Consider the following 24938-nt stretch of genomic DNA (forward strand, 5'->3'; position numbering starts at 1 on the left):
GAATGCGGTACTTCACGTCAGGCGGGGACCGGCTCCGGGCGCAGCGAGCGCAAATGCCCGGACTCGGCGAGCAAACCGTCCAAAGCGGACAGGAACGACGGCAGATGCGCGGCGAACCGGCGCAGATCCCGATCGCCCTCGAGCCCGCCGAACCAGTACAGCCCGGCCGAACCGTCCGCCGACGGGTCGAGCCCCTCGAACGTCCGGAGCCAGTGCTCGGTGTCGCCGAGCACGATGGCGTACGGCAGCGACCGGGAGAACACCATTTCCCGGTCCCCCAACGGGATGTCGGCGACCTTGACGGTGTGCAGATATTCGAGCAGCCCGCGCACCTGGCCGACCAGGCGCCTGCCGCGCGTGGTCCTCGGCGGCACCCACGCGGCGCCCAGCAACGTCGCGACCCCGGCGAGCGCGACCGCGACGCCGAGCAGCGCGTGGCCGGCCGTGAAGGTCAGGACGACGGTGGCCACGAGTCCGAGCGCGATCAGCCCGATACCCGCCCAAGTCAGTTTGCTCTTGCCCTTGTCCGGGCGCCGGGAGAACCAGCCCTTGCGCACGACGTCGGCGTACATCGCCTCGCCCGCCACGCGGAGATCGACGGCTCCGCGACCGCGGAGTTCCGACAGCAGCACGGAATCGGTGCCCTCGGGCAGGAGCGCGGTGTAGATCTCGCGCTCGAAGGCGGCGAGGTGCTCGTCCGGCGCGTTGCGGCGCGCGATCTGCCAATCGACCGTCCCTGCGCCGCGGACCTCGGCGATCCACAGGTAGTTGCGGACCGCGAGATCGACCACCGTTCCGCTGACGTCCACGACGTCGACCGTCTCGTCGACGACCGTCCCGACCTGTCCGGGCAGGACACCGTCGGGCGAGGCGAAGGAGACCCGATCGCCCTCCCGCATGAGGACGTCGACCGGGCCGGTGCCCGCGGCGAGCGCGCCCCGGTCACGGCGGCGCAGCAGCCAGACGGCGAGCGCGCCGAGGATCAGGAACAGAGCCAGCGCCCCGAATCCGATACCGGCGAGGGTGGTGAGGGCGAAGGCGCCGCCGACCGAGGCGATCTGCTCGAAGCGCGCGTTCGCGGGCACCGTGCCCGCCGGGAGCTGGACGGCGAGGTCGACCCGTTCGCCCGGCGCGAGCTTGTCCTGCTCGATGCGGACGACGCCACTGTGGTCGGTCTCCGCGAGCGAACACTGCCGGTCCGAACCGAGCGACCCGGCGAAACAGTCCACTGTGGGCGTTTCGCGCGTCGGCGCGCTGAATGAGGCCGACACCCGGGACAGTTCGCCGTCCCAGCCGCTCGCGACCTGCCAGCGCACCTGCTGCGCGCCGTTGACGTCCGCGACCGCACCGTCCACTTTGTACTTGAGGGTGGCCGCGCCGCCATCGAAGGTGGCGACCAGCTGTTCGCCGTTCGTCTCCGTCTTGCCCGTGCCCTCGACCGAGACGTCACGGATCGCGTACACGCGGTCCTGCTCTTCACCCGCGGGAACCTTCAACGGGATCCGGCGCACGAGGTGCTGTCCACCCGGGACGGTCACCTGCTCGGTGATCGACAGCGAACCGTCGCGTTCCACCTTCACCGCGACGTTCGCGGACGCCCCGCTCGGCGGCTGGAGCAGGCCGAGCTGGCCGCGCGCGCCCAGCGGCGGCGGCTTCGGCAGCTGTGGCGCGTTGGTCAGCGAAGGGCCCGCTCCGGGCGCCTCCGGAACGTTCGTATCCGACGGCGGGGCCATCAAGGCCGAGCTCGCCGCGACGGCCACGACCGCCGTCCCCCATTTCGTCAACACAGCCACACACTCTAGGGCAGCCGATCTATGCTGACCGCCGAAACGCCGAATCCGCCACCTGGGCGAACGGCGTTGCCGAACGCATGGGGGATCCACTCGATGAACCAGCAGCCGCCCGGCCCGCCTGATCCGCGGCGCCGGCCGACTCCGCCACCGCCACGGCAGCCACCCCGGCCGCCGCAGGGCGGCCGACCGCTCCCGCCACAGGGCGGGCGTCCACTCCCGCCGCCGGGAGCGCGTCCGCTTCCACCGCGCGGGGGCCGGCCGATGCCGCCGCCGAACCGGCCGGGTCCCGTCCCGCCCGGTCGCCCGCCGATTTCCCGGCCGACGCCGGTTCCGCCGCCGTTCCGGCCGGGTCCGCCGAGCGGTGGCATGCCGCTACCCCCGCCGGGCGCGGCACCGCTGCCGCCGCCGCAGATCGGCGCGCCGGTCCCGTTCCGGCCCGGTGCCGTCGGCCCGCCGCAGCTTCCGTACGGCCCGCGTTTCGCCCAGCCCGCTTTCGCGCCCTACGGGGGATATCAAGCCAAGAAGTCGAACGGCGGGGTCATCGCGGCGGTCGCAATCGTGGCCGTGATGGCGGTCATGGGCGGGCTGCTCATGGTGATCACCATCGCGAACGGCAAGTCGAAACACGTCGCGGACGTCGGCTACTCCAGCTATTCGGCAACCTCCACTTCGGACTACACGACGACCAGCGATACAGCTTCGTCGACGACGACGGCCACAAGTTCGCGTGATTCGACCGGCACACGCGAGACGTCGGCCGGCTCGACCCGGGAGACGTCCGCCAGCCGTGCCCCGTCCGGCCCGCAGCCGCACCACAAGCTGGCGGACAACCCGCTGTGGCTCGATTCCCAGGTCGGCCTGCCGAACCAGCCGTGCAACCTCTCGCGCTGGGCGAACAACCCGGACGCGGCGGCGGCGTTCTTCGAAAGCGCGCGGCCGTGCCTGGACAGCGTCTGGCAGCAGGTCATGAACTACACGAAACTGCCGTTCCGGGTCCCGACCGTGAAGTACCCGTCCGGCAAGAACTGGTCGAGCCCGTGCGGTGACGCCAGCGGCGGCTCGGTGGCGGCGTTCTACTGCTCACAGAACGAGACGCTGTACATGCCGTACGAAGGCCTTCAGGTCTCTCAGTACGGCAACCGGCCCGGGGTCTATCTGGCGGTCTTCGCCCACGAGTACGCGCATCACATCCAGGCGCTTTCGGGGATCTCAGAGGCCTATTGGGACGCACGGTACGAGGCGGGCACCGACTCGGCGGCGGGCCTGGAGATGTCGCGGCGCAACGAGCTTTCGGCGCAGTGTCTCTCCGGGACGTTCCTGGGTTCGACGGTGGGGCGCGGCGGCTCGGTCGATCAGGCGATGTACCGCGACGCCTGGCAGACACAGGACCGCGGCGACCACAACGGCGGCCCGCGCGACCACGGTTCCGACGCGCACGCCGTCTCGTGGTGGCAGCACGGCGCGCAGAAGAATCGGATGTTCCAGTGCAACACGTGGGCGGCGAAGTCGGCCGACGTTTCCTGATGCGCGACTGTCCGTGCAGGCCTCCTTCCCTCGGCTGAGCCAAGGGAAGGAGGCCTGCACGCGGGACGGCGGGTAGGTCAGCCCGGAGGTGCGAAGGGGTTTTCCGGGGCCGGTTCCGTGGGCGGTTGCGGTTGGGCGACCGGGGCGGGGGCGGTCGGCTGCGGATAGGACTGCACAGCAGGCGGCCCGTACTGGACCGCCGGCTGCAGCTTCGCCTGGTCCCGTTGCCGCCGCTCGGCCAGCACCGCCGACAGGTACGCCCAGGACGGCACCCCCGGCGGCACCGGAGCCCCGATCGCCGCCGCGACCTGCTGCGCGAGCCCGTACCCGAGCGCTTCGGCCGCTTCGGGGCGAAGCTCGCTCGTGCGGCCCAGATACTGGCGGACGGCCAGCGCGAGATCGTTCGGCAGCCGGGTCAGGTCCAGCTGCGAAGCCCAGTACGCCAGCTGCGGCGGCATCCCGACGTACGGCGTGCGCGCGGCGGGCATGCGTTCCCGGATCACCAGCGTGCCGGCGAGGTAGTCGCCGACGCGACGGCCGTTGGGTGACAGCAGCGACGTGACCACCGCCACGACGCCGAGCATGCCCAGCGCCCAGAAGTCGATGAAGAATCCGGCGAGCCCGCGGACCAGCGCGTGCCGGAACCGCACCGGGCCGCCGTCGGTGCGGACCACCCGCAGGCCGAGCGCCATCTTCCCGAGCGTGCGGCCGCGGCTCAGTGTCTCGCAGATCACCGGGTAGCCGACCATGATCAGCACAAGGGTCACCAGGAACAGCGTCAGTGCCAGCGCTTCGTCACCGAAGACGGCGACCTGGCTGAGCACCAGCATCGCGACGATCAGGGCGATCAGCTGGAGAGCGACGTCGAGCATCATGGCGAGCCCGCGGCTGGCCAGTTTCGCCGCGCGCACGTCCAGGACGACGGCCTCGCCGGTGACGAGTTCGGACTCTTGTTCCACCCGGCAAGCGTAGTGACGAATAGGCTGGGCGACCAAGGACGATCGCCGGGAGGGCTCCGAGTTGGACGTGGACGTGTTCGTCGCCGCGCACCAGGCCGAATGGAACCGGCTGCGCGACCTCGTCGGCCGCGCCGGGAAGCTCAGCGGCCCGGACGCCGACGAGCTGGTGACGCTGTACCAGCGCGTCGCGACGCATCTTTCGATCATCCGCTCGGTCGCGCCCGACCCGGTGCTCGTGGCGCAGCTGTCCGGCCTCGTCGCGAAGGCGCGCTCGGCCGTCACCGGTTCGCACAGTCCCGCCTGGCGCGAGGTCGGCCTGTTCTTCACCCACCGGTTCCCGGCGGCGCTGTACCTGAGCCGTCGCTGGTGGCTGGCGTCGGCGGCGGCGTCGATCGCGGTGATGGCGATCGCGGCGGTGTGGATCGCCGGAGACCCGCAAGTGCTCGCGTCGCTGGCCTCGCCCGAGGAGTTCAAGGACCTGACCGCGCCGGGCGGGAAATACGAGACGTACTACTCGTCCGACCCCGCGGGTTCCTTCGCCGCGCGCGTGTGGACCAACAACGCCTGGGTGGCCGCGACCTGCCTGTTCCTCGGCGTGGTGCTGGGCGTCCCGGTGATCTACGCGCTCTGGGCGAACTCCCTGAACCTCGCGATCGGCGCGGCGCTGATGTCCTCGGCCGGACGGCTCGACGTGTTCTTCGGGCTGATCCTGCCCCACGGCCTGCTGGAGCTGACCGCGGTCTTCGTCGCGGCCGGGACGGGCCTGAAGCTCGGCTGGACGGTCATCGACCCGGGACGCCGTTCCCGGACGGCGGCGCTCGGCGAGCAAGGGCGGTCGGTCGTGGTGATGGCGCTGGGGCTGACCGTCGTGCTGCTGATCTCCGGCGTGATCGAGGGTTTCGTGACGCCGTCGGGCCTGCCGACCTGGGCGAGGATAGGAATCGGAGTAATCGCCGAGATCGCATTCTTACTTTACGTGTTCATTGTCGGGCGTCGCGCCGCGAAAGCGGGCGAAGTGGGTGATGTCGACTGGCGATACGCTGGAGATTCTCGACCGGAAGCGGGCTGACCTGGTTAGCTCCTTTCATGGGGAGAAAACGGTTACGCGCCTTCGCGATCGTCGTCCTGTCCGTACTCGCCTCGACGCTCCTCGTCGGCGCGTCCCAGGCCAGGACCGTGTCCGCGCCGTCGGGCAAGCTGAACTGGGTGGTGAGCGTCGGCGGATTCCGGACCGACGCCGACCGCAATTACGTCCGCCTCGGCTATCTCGTGTTCAACCCGGCCGACAACACCGTCGCGCACAACTTCTGGACCTGGAGCCAGGCGGGCTTCCCCGTCCCGGTCGACAGCGGCGACGTCTACTACTGCGGTGACTGGGCGCCGGGTACCAATCCCCGCAACAACTGCCCGATCAAGACCGCGCCCGGTTTCACCGGCGCTCCGAACGGCCACTTCACCGGCACCTACGCCGAGAACTCCGGTCAGGTGGCCATCACCTGGACCAGCAGCACCGTCGACGGCACCACCACTCCCGTGAACCTCACGGAGACGTGGGCTGTTTCGGAGACGCGGCCCGGTCTCGGACGTCTGCAACTGGTGAGCGACAACTACTCGATCACCAGCGGCATCGCCTACGGCAGCAACGCCTCCCTCGCGCAGACCAGCAAGGCCCCGATGAGTTCGGTCCGCGCGACCCAGCGGTCGTACCTGCTCGAAGGGCAGGGCGTGAACCGCCGCGCGATCACGAACTGGACCCGCGGCAGCAGCGGCGCGCTCGGCGTCGGCCCGGCGTGGAACAAGTGCGACGACGGCTCCTGCCTCGGGTACGTGCAGTACGACTCCGGATGCGACCCGACCTCCTGTTGCCTCCCCGGCGCCGGATACGAGGCCTGCGCGAAGAAGATCATCGACACCGGCGACAGGCGGTTCTACTACCTGAGCGACGCCTTCGGCGGACGGCGCAACAGCTACGAGTTCTGGTGCGAATGCCTGTCCTACAACGGTTGCTACCTCGGCAACAGTCACGTCCGCCCGCTGCTGCAGGTGATCGACGACGCGGGCGCGTTCCAGGGCTGGGTCGGCGCCGAGGTCAGCCCGGACCGGAACGGTTCGCGGGATCCGTCGGCTGAGTACTACTCGAGTTTCGCGCTGGTGGCTTAGGTTTCGCGTGGGCCGGGTTGGTCGTGAGTGGCGTTTCGGGTTCTAACCCGAAACGCCACTCACGACCAACCCGGCCGCAGCTCAGCAGGTGCAGCTGCCCTCGAAGGTGATGCTGTTCCCGTCCTCCAGGCTCGCGCTGCCGGTGAACCGGATCTCGAACTCGCCCGGTTCGGTCAGCACGATCTTCGGGCTGGTCGCCGAACCGTCGGCGCCGGTCTTGGCCGCCGCCGTCTCGGAGCCGCCTTCGAAGACCAGCACGTTCTTCGGCCGTGCCGCGCGGACGAAGAAGTTCACCGGCACGTCCGCCGCGGGCTGGCCGTTCTCACCGATCACGCGCACCACGAACGGCTGGCCGGGCGTCTTCGTGGACAGCCGCTGCCCGTTCCCCGACAGGATCGCGAGTGTCCGCACCCCCGCCGCCCAGGTGTTGGACAGCCCCGGCAGCGAACAGACCTCCTGGTACAGACGCGATCCGACGGCGGGCGCCTCCGCGGTCAGGCAGCGCGCGGTCGCCACGTTCGCCAGCAGAACCAGCCCGGGCAGCCCGGCGTTGCGGCGCCACTGCTGGTGGCGGTCCTTGCCGTCGCACGCCACGAGTTTGACGCCGACGCCGTCGACGGGGCTGATCGCCGTCAGGCACTGTCCACTCGCGACATGCTTGTACGACAACGCCGCCTTGTCGTACACCCATTGCGCGTTGGCGTCCTTCGCGTCCGCGAGCGAAAGCTTGCCGTCGGCCGCGGCCAAGGAGACGGTTCCGCCCCCGTCGGCGAGGTAGACGGGCTTCCCGGCGGGCTGCGCGGAAGCGGGTGACACGAGCAGCACCACCGGAAGCACCGCGAAGAACAGCACGAGCTTGCGCAAACCTGGCCCCATCCTGTCGGTCCGGATCTCCTTCCGAGCTAACCGCCCGCGCCCCCGCCCGCCAACCGGCACCACTCCATCGGGTTCAGCCGAACCGCACATGCGTCTGCCACAGCTTGAACAGATCAAGATCACCGACGACGTCCTCGGCGTCCTCGCGCTGGTAGAGCGCCAGCAACAGATTCGTCAGCGAGCCACGCACGGTCACGGCGGCCCCGAGCCGACCCCGCTCCCAGGTGACGACCGGGCCGTCGAGGCCGAGGAACCACGCGTGTTCCCCCGACTCGAAACCGACGGACCGGCCGGAGCCGAGGATCTCCCGCTTCTCCGGCCTGAACTCGAAATGCAGCGGGAGCGATTCGAGTTCCATCCACTCGTCGATCGCGTCGCGGACGACTTCGGGCGAAGCGCGGAACTCCAGGCCCGCGGCCAGCGCCGCGTCGGCGCGGTGAACCAGCGTCTCGTGGGTGAAACGACGCGCGTAGAACGACGCGGTCCGGTAGTGGAACGGCACCCAGACTTCGGCGTCGGGCCCCGCGTCCCGCAGCGCGGACGCCAGCGCGGAAGCACCGTCCACCAGCCAAGACGCGGGCAACGGGCCGGAATCGTCGCCGTCCACCCGGCGCACCTGGTCGTCGGGAACCGGCGCCGTCGCCCGGCTCCGGACGATCTCGGCCGCCCAGCGGTGCCCGCCGCCGAGGTGCCGCACCAGCGCGCCCAGCGTCCAGCCGGGACAGGACGGCACGGGCGTCGTCAGGTCGGCGTCCGCCAGTTCGGTCGTGAGTAATTCGGCCTGGGTGACGATCTCCGCGCAGTGCCGGTCGAAATCCATCGTGTCCTCCTGGTGCTCGGTTCGCCAGGAGGTCGGAGCCGGCGCGCGGCTCTCGACATCACAGTCGTCCGGCGGCCTTCAGCGCGAGATACCGGTCCGCCAGCCGCGGCGGCAGATCCTCGGGCACGGCGTCGACGACCTCGACCCCGTGCCGCGCCAGCCGCGCGGTGACCTGGCGCCGTTCGGCCAGCACCCGCTCGGCCGCCGCCGCGTCGTAGACGGCTTCCGCGTCGCCACGGCCCGCCGCCATCTCGGCGACCCGCGGGTCCGCGACCGAAGCGATCATCAGCTGATGCCGCGAGGTCAGCTTCGACAGCACCGGGAACAGGCCTTCTTCCAGCGGCGCCGCGTCCAGCCCGGTCAGGAGGACGACCAGCGCGCGCCGCCGGGTCCGCCGCAGCACCTCCGCGACCATGCCCCGCGCGTCGGTCTCGACCAGCGACGGTTCGAGCGGCGCCATCGCGTTCACCAAGGCGGGCAACAGATCCGTCGATCCCTGGACCGCCGCGTGGACCTGCCGGTCATACGCCAGCAGATCGACACGGTCACCCGCCCGGGCGGCGAGCACGGCCAGCAGCAGGGCCGCGTCCATCGCCGCGTCGAGCCGCGGCGCGTCCCCGACCCGGCCCGCCGAAACGCGGCCGGTGTCGAGCACCAGCACCACGTGCCGGTCGCGTTCGGGACGCCAGGTCCGCACCATGACGTCGGACGCGCGCGCCGAAGCCCGCCAGTCGATCGACCTGACGTCGTCGCCGATCACGTACTCGCGCAACGAGTCGAATTCCGTGCCCTGGCCCCGGATCAGCACCGCGTTGCGGCCATCGAGCTGCTGCAGCCGCGCCAGCCGCGACGGCAGATGCTTGCGGCTGTGGAACGGCGGCAGCACCCGCACGGTCCACGGCACGTCGTGCGAACCCTGCCGGGCGGCGAGCCCCAGCGGCCCGGTCGACCGGACGGTGACCCGGACCGCCGTCCGGTCGCCGCGACGGGTCGGCAGAAGTCGTGTGGTCACGACACGGCGTTCGCCCGCAGGCAGGGTGAGGCGGTGCCGGTCCTCCGCGCCGGCGCTGGGCGGCCAGGCGTCGCGGAGCCACGCGCGCACCGGACGGCCGCCGGGATTGGCCACGGTCAGCGTGACCTCGCACTCCTCCCCCAGCCGCACGGACGTCGCGCCGGACCGCGCGAACTGAAGCCGTCGCACACTCCCGGCGAGCAGGAGATCCAGCACCACCACCAGAAGCAGCACCGCCGCGGCCAGCCCGATCCCGGCCCACGAGGGCAGCAGGAAACCGACCACCGGCGCCGCGAGGAGCGCCAGCAGCCCGAGCCGCCCGGTGACGGCCATCAGCGCGGAACGGGCACGGACGCGAGGACGCGGTCCAGCACGCCGTCGGCGGTCGCGCCTTCGAGTTCGGCCTCGGGCCGCAGGTCGAGACGGTGCCGCAATGCCGGCCGTGTCAAGGCTTTGACGTCGTCCGGGGTGGCGTAATCACGGCCCGCGAGCCACGCCCACGCCCGCGTCGCCGCCAGCAGCGCGGTGGCGCCACGCGGGGAGACGCCGAGCCGCACGGACGGCATCGACCGCGTCGCCCGGCAGACGTCGACGATGTAGGCGAGCACCTCCGGCCGCACGGTGACCCCGGCGACGGCGCGCCGTGCGGCGTCGAGCTGGGCGATCCCGGCGACCGGAGTGACCCCGGCCGCGCCGAGGTCACGCGGGTCGAAACCCTGCGCGTGCCGGGAAAGGATGCCGAATTCGTCCTCGCGGGACGGCATCGGCATGGTCAGCTTCAGCAGGAACCGGTCCAGCTGCGCCTCGGGCAGCGGGTACGTGCCTTCGTATTCGACCGGGTTCTGCGTCGCGATGACGATGAACGGGTCGGGCAGCGGCCGCGTCTTGCCGTCACTGGAGACCTGACGCTCTTCCATCGCCTCCAGCAGCGAAGACTGCGTTTTCGGCGGCGTGCGGTTGATCTCGTCGGCCAGCAACAGGTTCGTGAACACGGGGCCCTCGCGGAAGGAGAACTCGCCGCTGTGCGCGTCGTAGACGATCGAGCCGGTGATGTCGCCCGGCATGAGGTCCGGCGTGAACTGAACCCGCGTCGTCTCCAGGTCCAGCGCGGCCGCCAACGCCCGCACCAGCAAGGTCTTCGCCACCCCGGGAACGCCTTCGAGCAGCACGTGTCCCCGGCACAGCAACGCGATGATGAGCCCGGTGACGGCCGCGTCGTTGCCCACCACGGCCTTCCCGACCTCGGCGCGCAGGGCGATCAGCGCCGCCCGGGCTTCGGCCGCACCGTCCATACTGGACTGATCGCTACTCAAGACCGCTCCACCTCTCGTTCCACGACATCGAGTCCGTCCGCCAGCCGCACCAGCGCGGCGTCATCCGCGGGCGGATCCCCGTACAACAGCGCGCCGATCTCCGCGGGCGCCCGGCCGGTCCGCGCGGCGACGGACTCCACCAACGCGGCCGGTTCGGCGTCGCGGGTGAGCCCCAGCAACGGCCGGAGCCGCGCGCGGGCCGCCTCACGCAAGGTTTCCCCGGCGTGCGCGGCGGCCTTCGCCTTGCGATACAACCTCGCCCTGCCCTCGGTGGCCTCGGCCGCGCGGACCACGACCGGGATCGGCTCGGTCACCACCGGCCCCAGCCGTCGCGAGCGCCACAACGCCAGCAGCACCACCGCGACCCCGGCCTGCAGAGCCGCGTACGACCAGCCCGCCGGGATCAGTTCGGACAGCGGCTTCTTTTCGGTCTCCAGCGAGGGGTCGGCGGGCGTCGGCAGGTACCAGACGAGCCGCTCGTGCTTGCCGAGCATCCGCATCGCCAGCGCCGCGTTGCCCTCGTCGGCCAGCCACTCGTTGGTCAGCGGGGCGGGGGTGCCGAGCACGGTCACCGTCCCTTGTGGACCGGGGACCTCGAGATACGAGCCGCCGTAGCAGTCCAGGGCCCGCGGTTGCGTGGCCGAATACTTCAGACCGCCCATCGTCGCGCTCCCCGCCGCCACGGGATCCGCGGCCTCGCACTCGGGCGTGCGGGTCTCGATCTCGGCCTGGCCGCTCACCCGCACGCCGGGAAGGACTTCCTCGACCGTGCCGGGGCTCGGCTGCACCAGCACGATGTGCTCGGCGTTCTGCCTGATCTCCGCGAAGGCGCTCTTGGGCACGTACTCGGGTTTGGTGATCAAGACCGTCGCGTCCCTCGCGACTCCCTTGGCCTCGGCGGCGGTGCGCACGACCGGGATCTTGACGCCTTCCCGTTCCAGCAACGTCGCCAGCGCGCGGCCGCCGCCGGGCTCGTAGGAACCCGGTTCGAGCGCGCCGGTGGTCTGCTCGCCCTGGAGGAGCACGAGCAGCGTGCCGGTCAGCACGATCAGGAGGACGACCGCGAGCGGGAGCCGCACCCCGCGCCAGATCCGGCGGGCGTCGGGCGAAACCGAGGTCATCCGGCCGCCAAGGCGACCGGCCGGGCACGACGGCAGCGTTCGTCCAAATCGGACAGTGACCGGTAGCCGTCCGCCGTGGCGGGGATGTCTCCATAGTGGACGTCGTCGAACAGCCGGGCGCCGGCGCGCAGGGGCTCGGCGACGTCGGGAAGCAGCCGTCCGGCTTCGAGGGCGGCCTCGTCGGCGGTCCGTCCGGACTTCTCGTCGAGCAGCGCCCGCTCCTCCAAGGACCGCACCACGGCACGGAACCGCTCACGCACGGCGTCGTCGAAGTCGCCCCGCGCCGCGGCTTCCTCGGCCGCCTTGCGATGTTCGCCGGAAGCCTTGCGCTGCCCGGCGAACACGGCGCGCCCGCTCCTGGCCGACGTCGCCAAGGGTCCGGACTTCAGCCGGATCACCACGACCAGCACGATCAGCACGACGGCCAGCAGCACCACGGCGAAGATCCCGCCGGGCACGACGCCATTGACCGTTTCGAGGAAACCCAGCAGTTTCTCGACCACCCAGGTGAACGCCTCGGACAGCCAGCTCGGTTTCGCGGCCTGGTAGGCCGGTCCCGAGAGCTCCTCGGCGGCGCGCAGCCGGGCGGTGTCCCGGTCGATGTCGACCGGGACCTCGGTGAGGAAGCGCGTCACCATGCCTGCGGCGGAGGCGGCGTCTGGATGCCGGCCGCGCGGGCCAGCTCGATGTCCATGCCCTCGCGGCGCATCCGCTGGTCGATGTAGAGGATCACGGTGACCAGTGCGGTGAACGGGCCGACGATCGTCTGGGCGATCACCGTGCCGACCGACTGGAGGATCAGGTCACCGGTCGACGGGACGTAGATCTGGTCCAGATTGCCGAAGATCGACAGGAAGGCGCTGAAGCTGAACGGGATCGTGATGATCGACGCCAGGAACGACGAGATCACGTACGCCAGCAACAGGATCCCGAAGACCCGCCAGAACATGCCGGAGACCAGCTTCACCGACCGGCGGAACGCCTCCATCACGGTGCCGCGTTCGAGGATGAACGCCGGGCTGGCCAGCGCCCAGAAGGTGTAGGGGATGATCGCGGGCAGCAGGCAGAAGATCGCCCCGACCAGGATCGCCAGCGTGTAGAGCACGGTCAGCCCGAGCAGCGGCAGCAGCCGGGGCGCCGCCTCCTTCGCGGCCTCTTTGAACGTGACCGGTTTGCCGAGGACGGCCTTGCCCATCAGGACGGTCAGGAATCCGGTCAGGACGGTCGTCCCGAGCAGGGTGGCGACGAGGGTGATGAACGACGTCGCCAGCGTCCCGCCGAGGATGCCGACCATCTGGTTCATCAGTTCCTGATCGGTGGCCGCCGGGCCGAGATCGCGGACCTGTTCGAGGTCGCCCGTCGTGTCGACCAGCAGCAGTCCGACCAGGTTGATGGCCGCGGTGAGCACGGCGGTGACCGCGGCGGCGCCGAAGACCATCCGCCAGTACTTGCGCATGGCCGTGACCGCGCCGTCGAGGATGTCGGTCAGGTTCAGCGGGCGCAGCGGGATGACGCCGGGCCTGCCGAGGCCGACCTTCCAGTTCGGGTACTGCTGCTGCGGCGGGGGCTGGTACGACGGCAGCGGAGGCGGCGGCGTCGCCCCGGAGGGTGACTGCCACTGCTGCGCCGCTTGCCCCTGCGGCGGCGTCGGCGTGTCCGACTGCGGCGGGGCCGGTGTATCCGCCTGCGGCTGTGGTGATTCCCCCGCCTGCGGCTTCGGCGTCTCGGTGCCTTCCGGCCCGGACGGTCCGCCGGTCTCCGTCATGCGACAGCCCCTTACCCGTTCACGTTGCTTACGAACACTCTTCCAGAGGGTCCGACACCCGGCCAGAGCTGGGGGGACGACACTGATGGGTGACCGCTCGCCTCACGCTGGATACCCTCTGCAGCCGAGCTGTGGGTGGGGACGCCGTTAGCTCGTTATGCTGAACATCGGACCGGGTGCCCCCGGTTCGCCCCTAGAACCACCGGGACCGACTTGATGACGCAACCGCCCCACGGCCAGTGGCCGCCACGCGGCGCCGTCCAGCCACCGCCGGTGCACGGCCAGCCCCCTGCCCAGTGGCAGGGCGCGCCGCACCACTTCCCGCCTCCGCCGCCGCGCCGGTCCGTTGGCGCGATCGTCGCCATCTGCCTCGGCGCGGTCGCCGTGCTGGTCCTCGGCCTGGTCGCGATCGTTTCACTCAATCGTGACGACTCCGATCACGTAGCGAATGCGGGCTACAGCACCCTCCCGAACACGCCTTCGCAGGCGGGACTGCCGCCGAGCGGGTCTTCGTCGCCCTCGTCGTCGACGAACCCGTTCCCGTCGTCACCGACCAAGGCGCCGTCTTCGTCGAGCGGGCCGCAGAAGATCCTCAAACTCGGTGACCACCCGATCCTCCAGGACCCGAACGCCGGCCTGCGGAACCGGGTCTGCACGCTGCCGCAGTGGCAGAGCAGCCAGCAGGCCGCCGAGGCGTTCTTCACCGCCGCGGGCAAATGCCTCGACAACGCCTGGGGCCCGTTCCTCGACGCCTACGACCTGCCGTTCACCCCGCCCGCCCTGCACTTCCCGACCGGGGCCAGCTTCGAAACCGAATGCGGCACCATCCAAGTGGGCATCGCGACGGCGGCGTACTACTGCGAGAACAACCTCTACGTGCCGTTCCGCGGTCTGCAGACCGACCAGTACGGCAACAACCCCGGCGTCTACCTGGCCCTTTTCGCGCACGAGTACGGACATCACGTGCAGGAGGTCGCCGGGCTGATGGACGCGGCCTGGCAGAAGATCTACGACGCCGGCCAGAACAGCCCGGCCGGGCTGGAGATGTCGCGGCGCAAGGAACTGCAGGCGCAGTGCTTCTCCGGGATGTTCCTCGGCGCGCACGTCGACCAGGGCGGCACGGTCAGCCGGGACATGTACAACAAGGCCTGGAACGACCAGGAGACCCGCGGCGACAACACCTCGCGCAGCCAGGATCACGGGACGAACGCGCACTACGCGTCGTGGTGGCGGGCCGGTGCGAGCAACAACCGGATCGCCGACTGCAACACCTTCTCGGCTCCTTCGAGCGCCGTTTCCTGACTCTTCGCGCGTGAAGGCCTCCTTCCCTCGGCTGAGCCGAGGGAAGGAGGCCTTCACGCGTTTCGGGTGGGGGTTGCCGCTCGCCGACGGATGCGGGGCCGTGGGCGATTCCGGCTTGCCCGGTGCGGCTGGTCACCGTGGTCGTGAGTGGCGATTCGGGTTAGAACCCGAATCGCCACTCACGACCACCTGGACCGACGATCAGGCCGTCACCGGAACCCGAGGCCCCCGCAACACCAGGAAGACGTACATCCCGCCCGCGAAGCAGCTGAACACCAGCAGTGCCAGCCCGAGCGGCCGCCGCGCGTCGCTCGCTCCGGCCGTCGCATCGGCCGCGTGCACCGACACGGCGTCCCCCGCGGCCCCGTCCGGGACGACGACCTCGATGCGCTCACCCTGGCCGTGTCCGCAGCCGTTGAGCGAACCTTCCATGGGCGCGCCGCCGAATTCGAACTTGACCCTCTCGGTGGCGCCGCCGGTACAGGGTGCGGGCTGAACGACCTCCGCCTGCACGGTCGTCCCCTTGGTCTCGTTCGAGATACCGAACAGTCCCGGCCCGGCGAACCACGCCAGGAAGACCACCAGCAGGCCGACCCCGGCCGCCACGGCCAGGGAGTTCCACCCCGGGGTGAGCCCTCTGGCGGGGTCCGATCGCTTGCGCACGAACGCCATGCTCCCAGAACCTCGCGGCAAAACACAGGAGCCCGGAGAGGTGGTGGCAGCGGCAGAACAGAGGAGCCCATTTGTCCAGGCAGAGTGATAGCAAATAGCCCCTGCTACCGCTCGATCGTCTCCGCCGCGGTCACCTTGCGGATGTACAGCAGCTTGTCCCCCGGCTCGATCGCGTCCGCCTGCGGGGCGTCCACCCGGTACAGCACGCCGTCGCGGACGACACCCAGCACGATGTCCGGCAGATGCCGCGGCGACCCGCCCTCTTCGGACGGCTCCACCGGGCGTTCGGCGATCGCGAGACCGGACTCGGGGGTGAGCAGGTCCTCGACCATGTCGACCACCAGCGGCGTCGACGTCGCCATGCCGAGCAGGCGCCCGGCGGTCTCGCTCGACACCACGACCTGGTTCGCGCCCGACTGCTTCAGCAGGTGGACGTTCTCCGCCTCCCGCACCGACGCCACGATGTGCGACTTCGGCGCCAGCTCACGGGCGGTCAGCGTGACCAGCACGGCGGTGTCGTCCCGGTTCGGGGCGACGACGACGGCGCGCGCCCGCTGGACCCCGGCGACGCGCAGCACGTCGGCGCGGGTGGCCGAGCCGTGCACGGTCACCAGCCCGAGTGACGTGGCCGCTTCGAGGGCCTGCTGGTCCGTGTCGACGACGACGATGTGGTCGGGTTCGACGTTCTCGTCCCCGAGCAGCGCGTTGACCGCCGACCGGCCCTTCGTGCCGAATCCGACGACGACCGTGTGGTCACGCACCTTCGTCCTCCACTTTTGGATCTTGAAAGCCTGGCGGGAGCGCTCGGTGAGCACTTCGAGTGTGGTACCGACCAGGACGATGAGGAAGAGCACCCGCAGCGGGGTGATCACCAGGACGTTCACCAGCCGCGCGGACGGCGTCGCGGGCGCGATGTCGCCGTAACCCGTGGTCGACAGCGACACCGTCGCGTAATAGAGGCTGTCGAGGAACGTGAGCCCGTCGCCGTTCGCGTCGCGGTAACCGTCCCGGTCGAGGTAGACGATCAGCACGGTCGCCAGCAGGGCGAGCATCGCGCCGATGATCCGTTTGAGGATCGACCGCAGTGGGCTGACCGTCAGCTCCGGCATCCGGATCACACCGACGAGCTCGTGGTCCGGGCGGTCGCTCAGCCTGACCGGGAAACGCTTGAGAACCCTCATGCACAGGCTCCGGCCTGGTCCGCGTCACTCACGGTCGGGAGGATAGCCGAAGTACCTTCCGTTCAGCTCGGTATGCGAAGCTCAGGGCATGTCTTCGGATTCCCGACCGTCTCAACGGCCCGCCCATTTCCTCGCCGGCCTGCTCGGCGCGGCCGGTGTCCTGCACTTCGTCCAGCCGAAACCGTTCGACGCCATCATCCCGAAGCAGCTTCCCGGCTCCCCTCGGGCCTGGACCTACGGATCCGGCGTGGCCGAGCTGGGCGTCGCCGCCGCGGTCGCCAATCCGAAGACGCGACGGCTCGGCGGGCTCGCGGCCGCGCTGCTGTTCGTCGTGGTCCTGCCTGGCAACGTGAAGATGGCCGTCGACGCCGACCGCCGGAAGGCCCCGAAGCACTGGCGGGCGGCCTTCTGGGCCCGAGTCCCGCTGCAGATCCCGTTGGTGACCTGGGCTCTGAAGGTCCGCGACCGCGCTTAGATCGTCGGGACGCTTCGCAGGAGCCGGCGTAGTCCTTCGGCGTCCAGCAGATCCGCCGGGCGGACGGTCTTGTCGTGTTTCACGTAGTGGAACGCCGCCCGTACCTTCTCCACGGGGATGTTCTTCAACGCCGCCCAGGCCAGCCGGTACGCCGCCAGCTGCACGGCCAGCGACTCGACCCGGTCGGCTTCCGGAACGGCACCGGTCTTCCAGTCGACGACGGTCCAGCCGCCGTCCGCGTCGGCGAACACCGCGTCCATCCGCCCGCGCACCGTCACGCCCACGACGTCCGCCGAGAACGGCACCTCGACCGCGTGCGGCACCCGGTGCGCCCACTCGCTCTTCTCGAACGCGGTCTGCAGCGCTTCCAGTTCGGTGTCGGGCGCCTCGTCGACGTCCGCCGCCCCCGGCAGGTCGTGGATCTCCAGCAACTGCTCGCCGCCGAACCGCTGCTCCAGCCAGCCGTGGAACGCCGTCCCTCGCCGCGCGTACGTGTTGGGGCGTACGGGAAGCGGCCGCCGCAGCCGTTTGGCCAGCGCCGCGGGATCGGCCGACAGCTCGACCAGCTGGCTCACCGAGAGATGCGGCGGCAGGACGACCTGCTGCACCCGGTCCCGCGCCCGCGCCCGCTCCTCCAGCAGCACCTTGGTGTCGGAGATCCAGCCGTCCGGATCGTCCTCTTCCTCCTCTTCCGCATGCTCGGCGTCCTCCATCGCCCCGAGCACCATGTCGACGCCGTTCGTGACGCCCTCGCGCCGCGGCCACAGCGGATCGACCGGCCACCGCGACCGGCGGGCGTCGGCGACCAGCGGGTTCTCGCCGTCGGTCTCGGGCTCGTCGGCCCAGGGCTCGATGCGGCCGACCGAGTTGCCCCGCATCACCTCGCCGATTTCCAGCAAGAACTCCGACGGCCCCTTCGGCCGCGCGCTGCTCTCGTTCCACCAATGGCCGGAGATCAGCATGGTGTGCTCGGAGCGGGTCAGCGCGACGTAGCAGAGCCGCCGCTCTTCATCCGCTTCCCGCGCGACGAAGCCTTCTTCGTGCAGTTCCAGCGCTTCCTGGACTTCCTTGCGGTCCGCGCCTTCGGGGATCCGCAGCTCCGGCAGATCCTCCGAGTCCCCGCGCAGCGCGGCGGGCAGCGAGGTCGACGTCCGCAGCCACGATGACGAACGCCGCCGCCCGGGGAAGACCTCCTTGACCAGATGCGGAATCGCGACGATGCGCCATTCCAGCCCCTTGGCCGAATGCACCGTCAGTACCTGGACCCGATCCGGGACCACCTCCACTTCACCGGGGGTGAGCCCGTCTTCCGCGTGCGCGGCCGTGTTCAGATAGTCCACAAAGGACAAAAGCGTGGCCGTCGGCGAGGTCTCGGCGAAATCCGTGACGACGTCGGCGAAAGCGTCCAGGTGCGCGCGCCCGGCCGGGCCGGGACGGGCCAGCGACTCGACGTCGAGCAGCATCGTGCGTTCCACGTCGGCGACCAGTTCGGGCAGCGATTGGTCGAGCCGCCGTCGCAACGCCGAAAGCTCGGCGCCGATCTTCCGGATACGCCGGTATCCCTCGGACGAATAGCGTTCCGGCGTCCCGGGATCGTCGATGGCATCGGCGAGTCCCGCCTGCTCGACCCGCTCGGTCACCAGCACCGGTTCGTCCACATCGGACTTCCCCGACGGCGGCACCGGCGACGAGAGTTCACCGGCCCGGCGCCACAACGCCGCGAGGTCGGCCGCCGCGATCCGCCAGCGCGCCCCGGTCAGCAGCCGGGCGGCAGCGCTGCCCGCGAGCGGATCGGCGAGCACTCGCAACGTGCTCACCAGATCCGCGACCTCGGGTTCGTCGAGGAGGCCGCCGAGACCGACGACCTCCACCGGAAGCCCACGCGCTCGCAGCTCCGCCGCGATCGGCGCCATGTCGGCACGACGACGCACCAGAACCGCCGCGGTCGGTGGCTTTCCGGTCTCCTCCACGGTTTCGAACCAGCGTTTCGCCACCGCGTCGGCCACCCACTCGCGTTCGGCGCGGATGTCCGGCAGCAGCGCGGCGGCGATGTCGGCGGCCCCCGCGCCCTCCAGCGCGCGCAGCCGCGCGACACCGAGGCCGCGTTCCCGCAGCGGCTCCGAGATCGCGTTCGCGAGTTCGAGCACCTCGGGCGGATTGCGGAAGCTGGTCAGCAGCCCGAAATCCAGGGCCGGAACGAGCCGCTCGCCGTTGTCACGCGGGAAGTCCGTGGTGAACCGGGGCAGGTTCGCCGCGCTCGCGCCGCGCCAGCCGTAGATGGCCTGCGCCGGATCGCCGACCGCGGTCACCGGCATCGGCGGATGTTCCACCCCGCCGAACAGCGAACGCAGCAGGATCCGCTGGGCGTGCCCGGTGTCCTGGTACTCGTCGAGCAGGACGGCGCCGTAGCGTTCGCGCTCCCCCGCGACCACCGCCGGATAGCTGCTGGCGAGCTGCGCGGCCAGCGACATCTGGTCGGCGAAGTCGAGCGCGCCTTCCGCTCGTTTCCGTGTGTGATACGCCTCGACCAGCGGCAGGAGCGCGAGGCGGAACCGTTGCGCCGTCATGACTTCGGCCAGCTTCTGCGGCAGAGAAGCACGCTGCCCTTTCGCCCTCGGCGCGTTCTCGATGACCTCGCACAGCCAAGACGTGTACTGCGCCAGCCGTTCGGTCTCGACGAGGTGTTCGCCGAGTTCCCCGGCCAGCGCCAGCAACTGCGCCGTCACCGTCGAGGGCACGCGATCGGTGTCGAGGTCATTGTCCCAAGTGGACACGACGCGATGCGAGAACTGCCACGAAGACGTCTCCGACAGCAGCCGGACGCCGGGCTGGACGGGCAGCCGCAGGCCGTGTTCGGACAGCAGCCGCCCGGCATACGCGTGATAGGTCAGCACCGTCGGCTCGCCGGCGGTCACCGTCGTGCGCAGATCACCGGTCGGGTCGATCTTGTCGAGCAGTCCCGATCCCACGAGCCGCCGCAGCCGGGTGCGGACGCGTTCGCCGAGCTGACGGGCGGCCTTGCGGGTGAAGGTCAGGCCGAGCACGCGTTCCGGCGGCACGACACTGTTGGCCACCAGCCAGACGACGCGCGCGGCCATCGTCTCGGTCTTGCCCGCGCCCGCGCCCGCGACGACCAGCGACGGCTCGATGGGTGCCGCGATGACCTCGGCCTGCTCGTCGGTGGGGCTGTGCAGGCCGAGCGCGCGGGCGATCTCGCCCGGTTCGACCTGGCGGCGCTGGAGTTCGGAGATCAAGGGCCGGTCACCTGCCTGCCCTCGGGGCGCAGCGGACAGCAACCCCTTGCCGGGCAACGATCACAGTCCGGATTCTCGGTGACGCCGTACTCCGGCCCCGCGGCGGATCCGGCCGCCGAGCGCACCAGTTCGAGCCATTGCTTGCCGCCGTCCTCGTCCAGCGGCGCCTGCTCGCGCTGGGTGGATCCGGTCTTGTTGTTGGACTTCGCGACGTAGACCAGCCGCGCGCCACCGGGTTTCGAACCGCCCTCGACCGCGCCGAGCAATACGGCGAGCTGATACGCGGCCAGCTGCGGATGTTGTTCGGCGTCGGCGGCGGAGATCGGGACCTTGCCGGTCTTGATGTCGATCACGACCGGACGGCCGTCCTTGTCCATCTCCACGCGGTCTACGCGGCCGCGCAGGAGCACGCGAACGTCGTCATCGCCGACGGGCAGTTCGACCTCGATGTCCTGCTCGACCCCGGCTTCGATCAGCTCCTTGCGGCTGGATTCCAGCCAGGAGATGAAGTTCCGCAGCATCTGCTCGACCCGCGACCGCTCGCGGCGCGAGAACCACGGCGCCCCGGCGTCGACCCGCACCCAGGCGTCGTCGAGGGCGGCGCGGATCTGCTCGTCGCTGCTGCCGCCGGCGACCGCCTGCGCGAGCCCGTGCACCAGCGTTCCGGTGACCGCGGCGAGCTGCGCCGGGTCACTGCCGCCGTGGCGTTCGATCAGCCAGCGCAACGGGCATTTGACCAGAACCTCCACAGTGGACGGTGAGATGCGGATGAGGTCGCCCGGCCCGTGCACGGGTTCGCCGGTGGACGGTTCCAGCAGGCCGTACCAGGTGCCCGGATGCGCGCCCGGCACGCCCGCGGAGGCCAGCTTCGCGAGCTGACGGGCCGCCCGCTGCCGCCTTTCCGGGTCGCTCGTCTCGTCGCAGACGACCTCGCGCAGCTCACCGACGAGTTCGGCGAGCACCAGCGAACGTCCCGCCGGTTTCATCCGCGAGTCGAGCCCGCCGTCGTCCGCGCCGTTCTCCTCCAGATCGTCGATGAACCGCGAGGGCTGCTCGTCCTCCCCCGCGACCGCGCTGACCAGCAACGTCTTCCGCGCGCGGCTCGCGGCGAGGTAGAACAGCCGCCGCTCTTCGGCGAGGATCGGCGCGGTGGCGGACACCTTTTCGTCGTCGACCCCGGACATGAGGTCGACCAGCCGCTCGACGCCGAGCACGGATCCGCGCAACCGCAGATCCGGCCAGCTGCCTTCCTGGACACCGGCGATCGAGACGACCGTCCACTCGCGACCCGCGGACGCGTGCGCGGTGAGCAGCGAAACGCCTTCGCTCTTCATGGCCGCGGGTGCCAGCGTGTCACCCGCGATGTTCTGTGAGGACAGATAATCCGCGAACGAAGCGACACTCGCCTTCGGCAATCTGTCGACATAACGACCAGCCGCGTCGAAGAGCGCGACGATCGCGTCGAGATCCCGATCCGCCTGCGAGCCCAGCGATCCGCCGCGATCGACCAACCGCAGCAAACGCTGCTCCAGACCACTGGCCTGCCACAGATCCCACAACACCTGCTCGACGCCGTCACCGCGCACCACGGCCTGATGCGCCGCGTGCAGCAGACCGCCGATCCGGCGCATCGGGAGCGACTCGGCCTCGGCGAGGCCGGTGAGAACATCGTTGGTGCGTAAGGCTTCCACCAGCAACTCGTCGCTGGACCGTTGTCCGCCGCCCGCGAGCTCCAGCCTGCGCAAACCGCGCCGCAGCCGCCTCAGGGCGAGCGGATCCGCGCCACCCAAAGGCGAGGAGAGCAGCATCTCGGCGAGGTCGACGTCGAGCAGTTCCGGATCCGCGGCGAGCCGCAGCATCGCCAGCAGAGGACGAACTGCGGGTTGTTTCGCGAGCGGCAGCTCCTCCGTGGCCGAACCGATCGGCACCCCCGCCGCGCGCAGAGCACGTTGCAGGACAAGGAAAGTACGGGCGGGTGATCGGACGAGTACCGCCATCTCCGACCACGGCACGCCGTCGACGAGATGCGCGCGGCGCAGCTGATCGGCGATCCAGCTCGCCTCTGAGGCCGGGGTCGGCATCAGGCGCACACGGACGACACCGCCCTCGGCGTCAGGCGCGTCGACGAGTTTGCGCTGCGGCGACGACCCGGGAAGCACGGAACCGAGTTTCGTGACGGCCGTGCGGATGACCGGCGCGAGCCGATGCGCCGTGGTCAGCAGGACCGTGCGCTCGCCGTCCTCGTCCGCGTCGGCGAACAGGCGGGGATCCGCGCCACGGAAGGAGAACACGGACTGATCGGGGTCGCCCGCGACGACGAACTCGTCGGCCGCGTGCCCGATGAGCCGGACGAGCTGGGTCTGCAGCGGGTCGAGATGCTGCGCGTCGTCGACGAACAGGTGCCGGACGCGCCGCTGCTCGCGTTCACGCAGGTCCGGGTCGTCCTCCAAGGCGAGCAGGGCGGAAGTGACGAGCTCCGCCGCGTCCAGCGCGGGCGCGCTCGCCACACCGAGCGCGTTGCCGCCCGCGCCCTGCAGCAGGGTGACCTCTTCGTACTGGCTCCAGAAGCGCCCGGCCGCGATCCATTCTTCGCGGCCGCGCCGCCTGCCGAGTTCGACCAGATCCTCCGGGCCGAGCCCTCGTTCGGCGGCGCGGAGCAGGAGGTCTCGCAACTCCTCGGCGAAACCGGGCACGCCCAGCGCGGGGCGCAGCTGCTCCGGCCAGTCGAGCGCGCCTTCCTCGATGTCGCCGGCGAGCAGATCGCGGACGACGACGTCCTGCTCCGCCCCGGCCAGCAGTCGGGGCGGCGGAAGCTCGTCGGCCTGCGCCTCCATCCGCAACAGCGCGTACGCGTACGAATGCACCGTGCGCACGAGCGGCTCGCGGATCGTGCGCGGCAGCGGATCCTCTTCCGGATCGGTGGTGAGCCGATGGGTGATGTCGGCGCGCAGGGCCTCGGCCGCCTTGCGGGACGTGGTCAGGATGAGCACGCTCTCCGGATTCGCGCCCTCCGCGATACGCCGCGACGCCGCCGACGCCAGCAAGGCCGTCTTACCGGTGCCGGGGCCGCCGAGGACCCTGCGGAACCCGTCCGGGGCGGCCAGCAGGCGGCGGGCGCCGGAATCCCACTGGAAGGACGGCGTGCCGGTGACCGGCGTGCGGACCAGCCGCGCGTCGGTTCCTGCCGCTGTTCGCCGCCCGTTCACGCCCACGATGGAACCACGCCCCGCCGACACAACCTCGCAGCGGCACGGCAAAGTGGTCCCATGGATGACGAACTGCACGAGCGGGTGCGCGAGGTCATCGCGAGCGTGCCCGCCGGCTCGGTCGCGACTTATGGGGATATAGCGTCGGTTTCGGGAGCGCCGTCACCGCGGCTGGTCGGCCGGATCCTCGGCGAGGACGGCCAGGACCTGCCTTGGCACCGCATTCTGCGGGCCGACGGGACACCGGCCCCGCATTTGGTCGACGAACAGCTGCAACGACTGCGCGCGGAAGGCGTCATACCCGACGGACAGCGCGTCGACCTGCGGAAATACCGCTGGCAACGTGATCCCGGCGACGACGCTGGTCCCGGCGCGCTCTTTTAGGTTAGCCTCCCCTAATGAGCTACATCGAGGCGAAGGTGACCGGCGTCAGGCGGCTCACCCCGCATATGAGCAGGGTGACCTTCTCGGGGGCGTCGCTGGTGGACCAGGCGCCCGACCAGTACCTGAAGGTGTTCTTCCCGCAGCCCGGCCAGTCGGAACCCGTGCTGCCCGCGCCGCTGAGCGGCGACGAAGTGCTGTCCTGGTACCGGACCTACCTCGCGATGCCCGACGACGTCCGCCCGCCGATGCGCACGTACACCGTGCGCGCGCTGCGGCCGTCCGTGCAGGAGGTCGACATCGACTTCGTGCTGCACGGCGACGAAGGCCCCGCCTCCGCGTGGGCTTCGCGCGCTTCGGAGGGCGACAGGGTCGCTTTCCTCGGGCCGCACGGGCTCTACGACGTGCCTTCGGAGACGAACTGGCAGCTGCTGATCGGCGACGAGACCGCGATCCCGGCGATCGGCGCGATCGTCGAGGCACTGCCCGCCGGGACGCGAGCGCTGGTCTACATCGAGATCGGTGATCGCGAAGACCGGCAGGTCTTCGAAACGCAGGGAACCGTGGAGCTGCACTGGGTGGTGCGCGGTTCCGGCGACGTCGGCTCGGCGGTTCTGGAGGCCGTGCGGAAGGCGGAACTGCCGGGCGGGACGGCCTACGCGTGGATTTCCGGCGAGGCGAACATGGTGAAGCTGGTGCGGCGGCACCTCGTGCGGGAGCGCGGGATCGACAAGCGGGCGATCTGCTTCACGGGGTACTGGCGGCAGGGGGTCAGCGAAGAGGCCGCTGGGCGTGAGGCGATGCGGCAGGCGGAGGCCGGGGAGGTTCCGGCGGCCGAGGAGGACTGAGGGGCTTCTCGCGTTGTGTCATGAAAGGGTCGTTCAGGACGTTTTTCGTCCTGAACGACCCTTTCATGACATGCGGCATGCCGGTGGCATGTCCTGAAGGCCACCTTTGGGACGTTGGACGTCCCAAAGGGCCCCTTTGAGACATCAGCCCCGCCCTAGTAGGCCCTGACCTGCGGAAAGAGAGCAAGGGACCTTTGCTACCACTTACGTAGCCATGCTAAGCAAGCGATAGCAAAGGTCCCTTGCTCCCGGAAGTCCGTGAAGGCCACCGAAGCG

At 70.5% G+C, this 24938-nt stretch carries 20 protein-coding genes; 7 read left to right on the plus strand and 13 right to left on the minus strand.

From position 1 onward, the window contains the following. Positions 1-17: 17 nt before the first annotated feature. Complete coding sequence (locus tag AJAP_RS33420; RefSeq protein WP_321167135.1) at positions 18-1787, minus strand: DUF2207 domain-containing protein; 1770 nt, start codon at positions 1785-1787, stop codon at positions 18-20. A 267-nt stretch (positions 1788-2054) separates the two neighbouring features. Here AJAP_RS33420 and AJAP_RS33425 point away from each other — a divergent pair, with 267 nt between their 5' ends. Then, complete coding sequence (locus tag AJAP_RS33425; protein ID WP_051972672.1) at positions 2055-3317, plus strand: neutral zinc metallopeptidase; 1263 nt, start codon at positions 2055-2057, stop codon at positions 3315-3317. A 77-nt stretch (positions 3318-3394) separates the two neighbouring features. Here the strand turns inward: AJAP_RS33425 and AJAP_RS33430 are convergent, their stop codons facing one another. Then, a complete protein-coding gene (locus AJAP_RS33430; protein ID WP_038518933.1) occupies positions 3395-4276 on the minus strand; it encodes an RDD family protein in 882 nt (293 codons plus the stop codon). Between the two features lie 61 nt (positions 4277-4337). On the opposite strand from AJAP_RS33430, the gene AJAP_RS33435 reads away from it, so the two are divergent. Both AJAP_RS33435 and AJAP_RS33440 read left to right on the plus strand, forming a co-directional pair. Next, positions 4338-5345 carry a stage II sporulation protein M gene (locus tag AJAP_RS33435; RefSeq protein WP_038518935.1) on the plus strand — a complete coding sequence of 336 codons (1008 nt, stop codon included), beginning with the start codon at positions 4338-4340 and terminating at the stop codon, positions 5343-5345. Positions 5346-5362: 17 nt separating this feature from the next. Next, complete coding sequence (locus AJAP_RS33440) at positions 5363-6436, plus strand: SET domain-containing protein (RefSeq protein WP_038518938.1); 1074 nt, start codon at positions 5363-5365, stop codon at positions 6434-6436. Between the two features lie 81 nt (positions 6437-6517). Here AJAP_RS33440 and AJAP_RS33445 read toward each other — a convergent pair whose 3' ends face one another. From AJAP_RS33445 to AJAP_RS33475, 7 genes are all read right to left on the minus strand, one after another. Next, positions 6518-7300: an RICIN domain-containing protein gene (locus AJAP_RS33445; RefSeq protein WP_038518939.1), complete on the minus strand. Its 783-nt coding sequence runs from the start codon at positions 7298-7300 to the stop codon at positions 6518-6520. Between the two features lie 85 nt (positions 7301-7385). Continuing rightward, positions 7386-8132: a maleylpyruvate isomerase family mycothiol-dependent enzyme gene (locus AJAP_RS33450; protein ID WP_038518942.1), complete on the minus strand. Its 747-nt coding sequence runs from the start codon at positions 8130-8132 to the stop codon at positions 7386-7388. A gap of 58 nt (positions 8133-8190) precedes the next feature. After that, positions 8191-9477 carry a DUF58 domain-containing protein gene (locus AJAP_RS33455; protein ID WP_038518945.1) on the minus strand — a complete coding sequence of 429 codons (1287 nt, stop codon included), beginning with the start codon at positions 9475-9477 and terminating at the stop codon, positions 8191-8193. Then, positions 9477-10436, minus strand: a complete 960-nt coding sequence (locus AJAP_RS33460) for an AAA family ATPase (RefSeq protein ID WP_038518948.1) — start codon at positions 10434-10436, stop codon at positions 9477-9479. Before AJAP_RS33460 ends, AJAP_RS33455 begins: the two co-directional genes overlap by 1 nt. A gap of 17 nt (positions 10437-10453) precedes the next feature. Continuing rightward, positions 10454-11578 (minus strand): DUF4350 domain-containing protein, encoded by a 1125-nt coding sequence (locus AJAP_RS33465; RefSeq protein WP_038518951.1) that lies wholly within the window; start codon positions 11576-11578, stop codon positions 10454-10456. Next, the gene (locus AJAP_RS33470; protein ID WP_038518953.1) at positions 11575-12216 is read right to left on the minus strand and encodes a DUF4129 domain-containing protein; all 642 of its coding nucleotides are present in this window, start codon (positions 12214-12216) and stop codon (positions 11575-11577) included. The genes AJAP_RS33465 and AJAP_RS33470 overlap by 4 nt, the downstream gene beginning before the upstream one ends. After that, the gene (locus tag AJAP_RS33475) at positions 12210-13343 is read right to left on the minus strand and encodes a hypothetical protein (RefSeq protein WP_038518956.1); all 1134 of its coding nucleotides are present in this window, start codon (positions 13341-13343) and stop codon (positions 12210-12212) included. The genes AJAP_RS33470 and AJAP_RS33475 overlap by 7 nt, the downstream gene beginning before the upstream one ends. Before the next feature lie 216 nt (positions 13344-13559). Between AJAP_RS33475 and AJAP_RS33480 the strand changes: the two genes are divergently transcribed. Further along, complete coding sequence (locus AJAP_RS33480) at positions 13560-14645, plus strand: neutral zinc metallopeptidase (protein ID WP_228694704.1); 1086 nt, start codon at positions 13560-13562, stop codon at positions 14643-14645. Between the two features lie 201 nt (positions 14646-14846). On the opposite strand, the gene AJAP_RS33485 is transcribed toward AJAP_RS33480, so the two are convergent. Together AJAP_RS33485 and AJAP_RS33490 are read right to left on the minus strand one after the other, a co-directional pair. Further along, the gene (locus AJAP_RS33485; protein ID WP_143202652.1) at positions 14847-15251 is read right to left on the minus strand and encodes a hypothetical protein; all 405 of its coding nucleotides are present in this window, start codon (positions 15249-15251) and stop codon (positions 14847-14849) included. A gap of 170 nt (positions 15252-15421) precedes the next feature. Further along, on the minus strand, positions 15422-16498 hold the full coding sequence (locus AJAP_RS33490) for a potassium channel family protein (protein WP_037332041.1): 1077 nt from the start codon (positions 16496-16498) through the stop codon (positions 15422-15424). 88 nt (positions 16499-16586) lie between these two features. On the opposite strand from AJAP_RS33490, the gene AJAP_RS33495 reads away from it, so the two are divergent. Next, positions 16587-16973, plus strand: a complete 387-nt coding sequence (locus AJAP_RS33495; RefSeq protein ID WP_038518959.1) for a DoxX family protein — start codon at positions 16587-16589, stop codon at positions 16971-16973. Here the strand turns inward: AJAP_RS33495 and AJAP_RS33500 are convergent. Both AJAP_RS33500 and AJAP_RS33505 read right to left on the minus strand, forming a co-directional pair. Then, complete coding sequence (locus AJAP_RS33500) at positions 16970-20227, minus strand: ATP-dependent helicase (RefSeq protein ID WP_038518961.1); 3258 nt, start codon at positions 20225-20227, stop codon at positions 16970-16972. The two genes, AJAP_RS33495 and AJAP_RS33500, sit on opposite strands and share 4 nt — an antisense overlap. Continuing rightward, positions 20224-23439, minus strand: coding sequence for an ATP-dependent helicase (locus AJAP_RS33505; protein WP_174492062.1), 3216 nt, complete (start codon positions 23437-23439; stop codon positions 20224-20226). Before AJAP_RS33505 ends, AJAP_RS33500 begins: the two co-directional genes overlap by 4 nt. 54 nt (positions 23440-23493) lie before the next feature. On the opposite strand from AJAP_RS33505, the gene AJAP_RS33510 reads away from it, so the two are divergent. Both AJAP_RS33510 and AJAP_RS33515 read left to right on the plus strand, forming a co-directional pair. Beyond that, a complete protein-coding gene (locus AJAP_RS33510) occupies positions 23494-23817 on the plus strand; it encodes an MGMT family protein (protein WP_037332048.1) in 324 nt (107 codons plus the stop codon). Positions 23818-23831: 14 nt separating this feature from the next. Next, a complete protein-coding gene (locus AJAP_RS33515) occupies positions 23832-24662 on the plus strand; it encodes a siderophore-interacting protein (protein ID WP_038518964.1) in 831 nt (276 codons plus the stop codon). Positions 24663-24938 lie beyond the last annotated feature (276 nt).

The sequence above is a fragment of the Amycolatopsis japonica genome (genome assembly GCF_000732925.1).
Taxonomy (GTDB): Bacteria; Actinomycetota; Actinomycetes; order Mycobacteriales; family Pseudonocardiaceae; genus Amycolatopsis; species Amycolatopsis japonica.

Excerpts from the sequence above, each read along its gene's own strand:
- AJAP_RS33425 (WP_051972672.1), top strand. The coding sequence starts at position 2,055 with ATGCCGCCGCCGAACCGGCCGGGTCCCGTCCCGCCCGGTCGCCCGCCG.
- AJAP_RS33440 (WP_038518938.1), top strand. The coding sequence starts at position 5,363 with ATGGGGAGAAAACGGTTACGCGCCTTCGCGATCGTCGTCCTGTCCGTA.
- AJAP_RS33450 (WP_038518942.1), bottom strand. The coding sequence starts at position 8,132 with ATGGATTTCGACCGGCACTGCGCGGAGATCGTCACCCAGGCCGAATTA.
- AJAP_RS33455 (WP_038518945.1), bottom strand. The coding sequence starts at position 9,477 with ATGGCCGTCACCGGGCGGCTCGGGCTGCTGGCGCTCCTCGCGGCGCCG.
- AJAP_RS33460 (WP_038518948.1), bottom strand. The coding sequence starts at position 10,436 with ATGGACGGTGCGGCCGAAGCCCGGGCGGCGCTGATCGCCCTGCGCGCC.
- AJAP_RS33465 (WP_038518951.1), bottom strand. The coding sequence starts at position 11,578 with ATGACCTCGGTTTCGCCCGACGCCCGCCGGATCTGGCGCGGGGTGCGG.
- AJAP_RS33470 (WP_038518953.1), bottom strand. The coding sequence starts at position 12,216 with ATGGTGACGCGCTTCCTCACCGAGGTCCCGGTCGACATCGACCGGGAC.
- AJAP_RS33475 (WP_038518956.1), bottom strand. The coding sequence starts at position 13,343 with ATGACGGAGACCGGCGGACCGTCCGGGCCGGAAGGCACCGAGACGCCG.
- AJAP_RS33480 (WP_228694704.1), top strand. The coding sequence starts at position 13,560 with ATGACGCAACCGCCCCACGGCCAGTGGCCGCCACGCGGCGCCGTCCAG.
- AJAP_RS33490 (WP_037332041.1), bottom strand. The coding sequence starts at position 16,498 with ATGAGGGTTCTCAAGCGTTTCCCGGTCAGGCTGAGCGACCGCCCGGAC.
- AJAP_RS33495 (WP_038518959.1), top strand. The coding sequence starts at position 16,587 with ATGTCTTCGGATTCCCGACCGTCTCAACGGCCCGCCCATTTCCTCGCC.
- AJAP_RS33510 (WP_037332048.1), top strand. The coding sequence starts at position 23,494 with ATGGATGACGAACTGCACGAGCGGGTGCGCGAGGTCATCGCGAGCGTG.
- AJAP_RS33515 (WP_038518964.1), top strand. The coding sequence starts at position 23,832 with ATGAGCTACATCGAGGCGAAGGTGACCGGCGTCAGGCGGCTCACCCCG.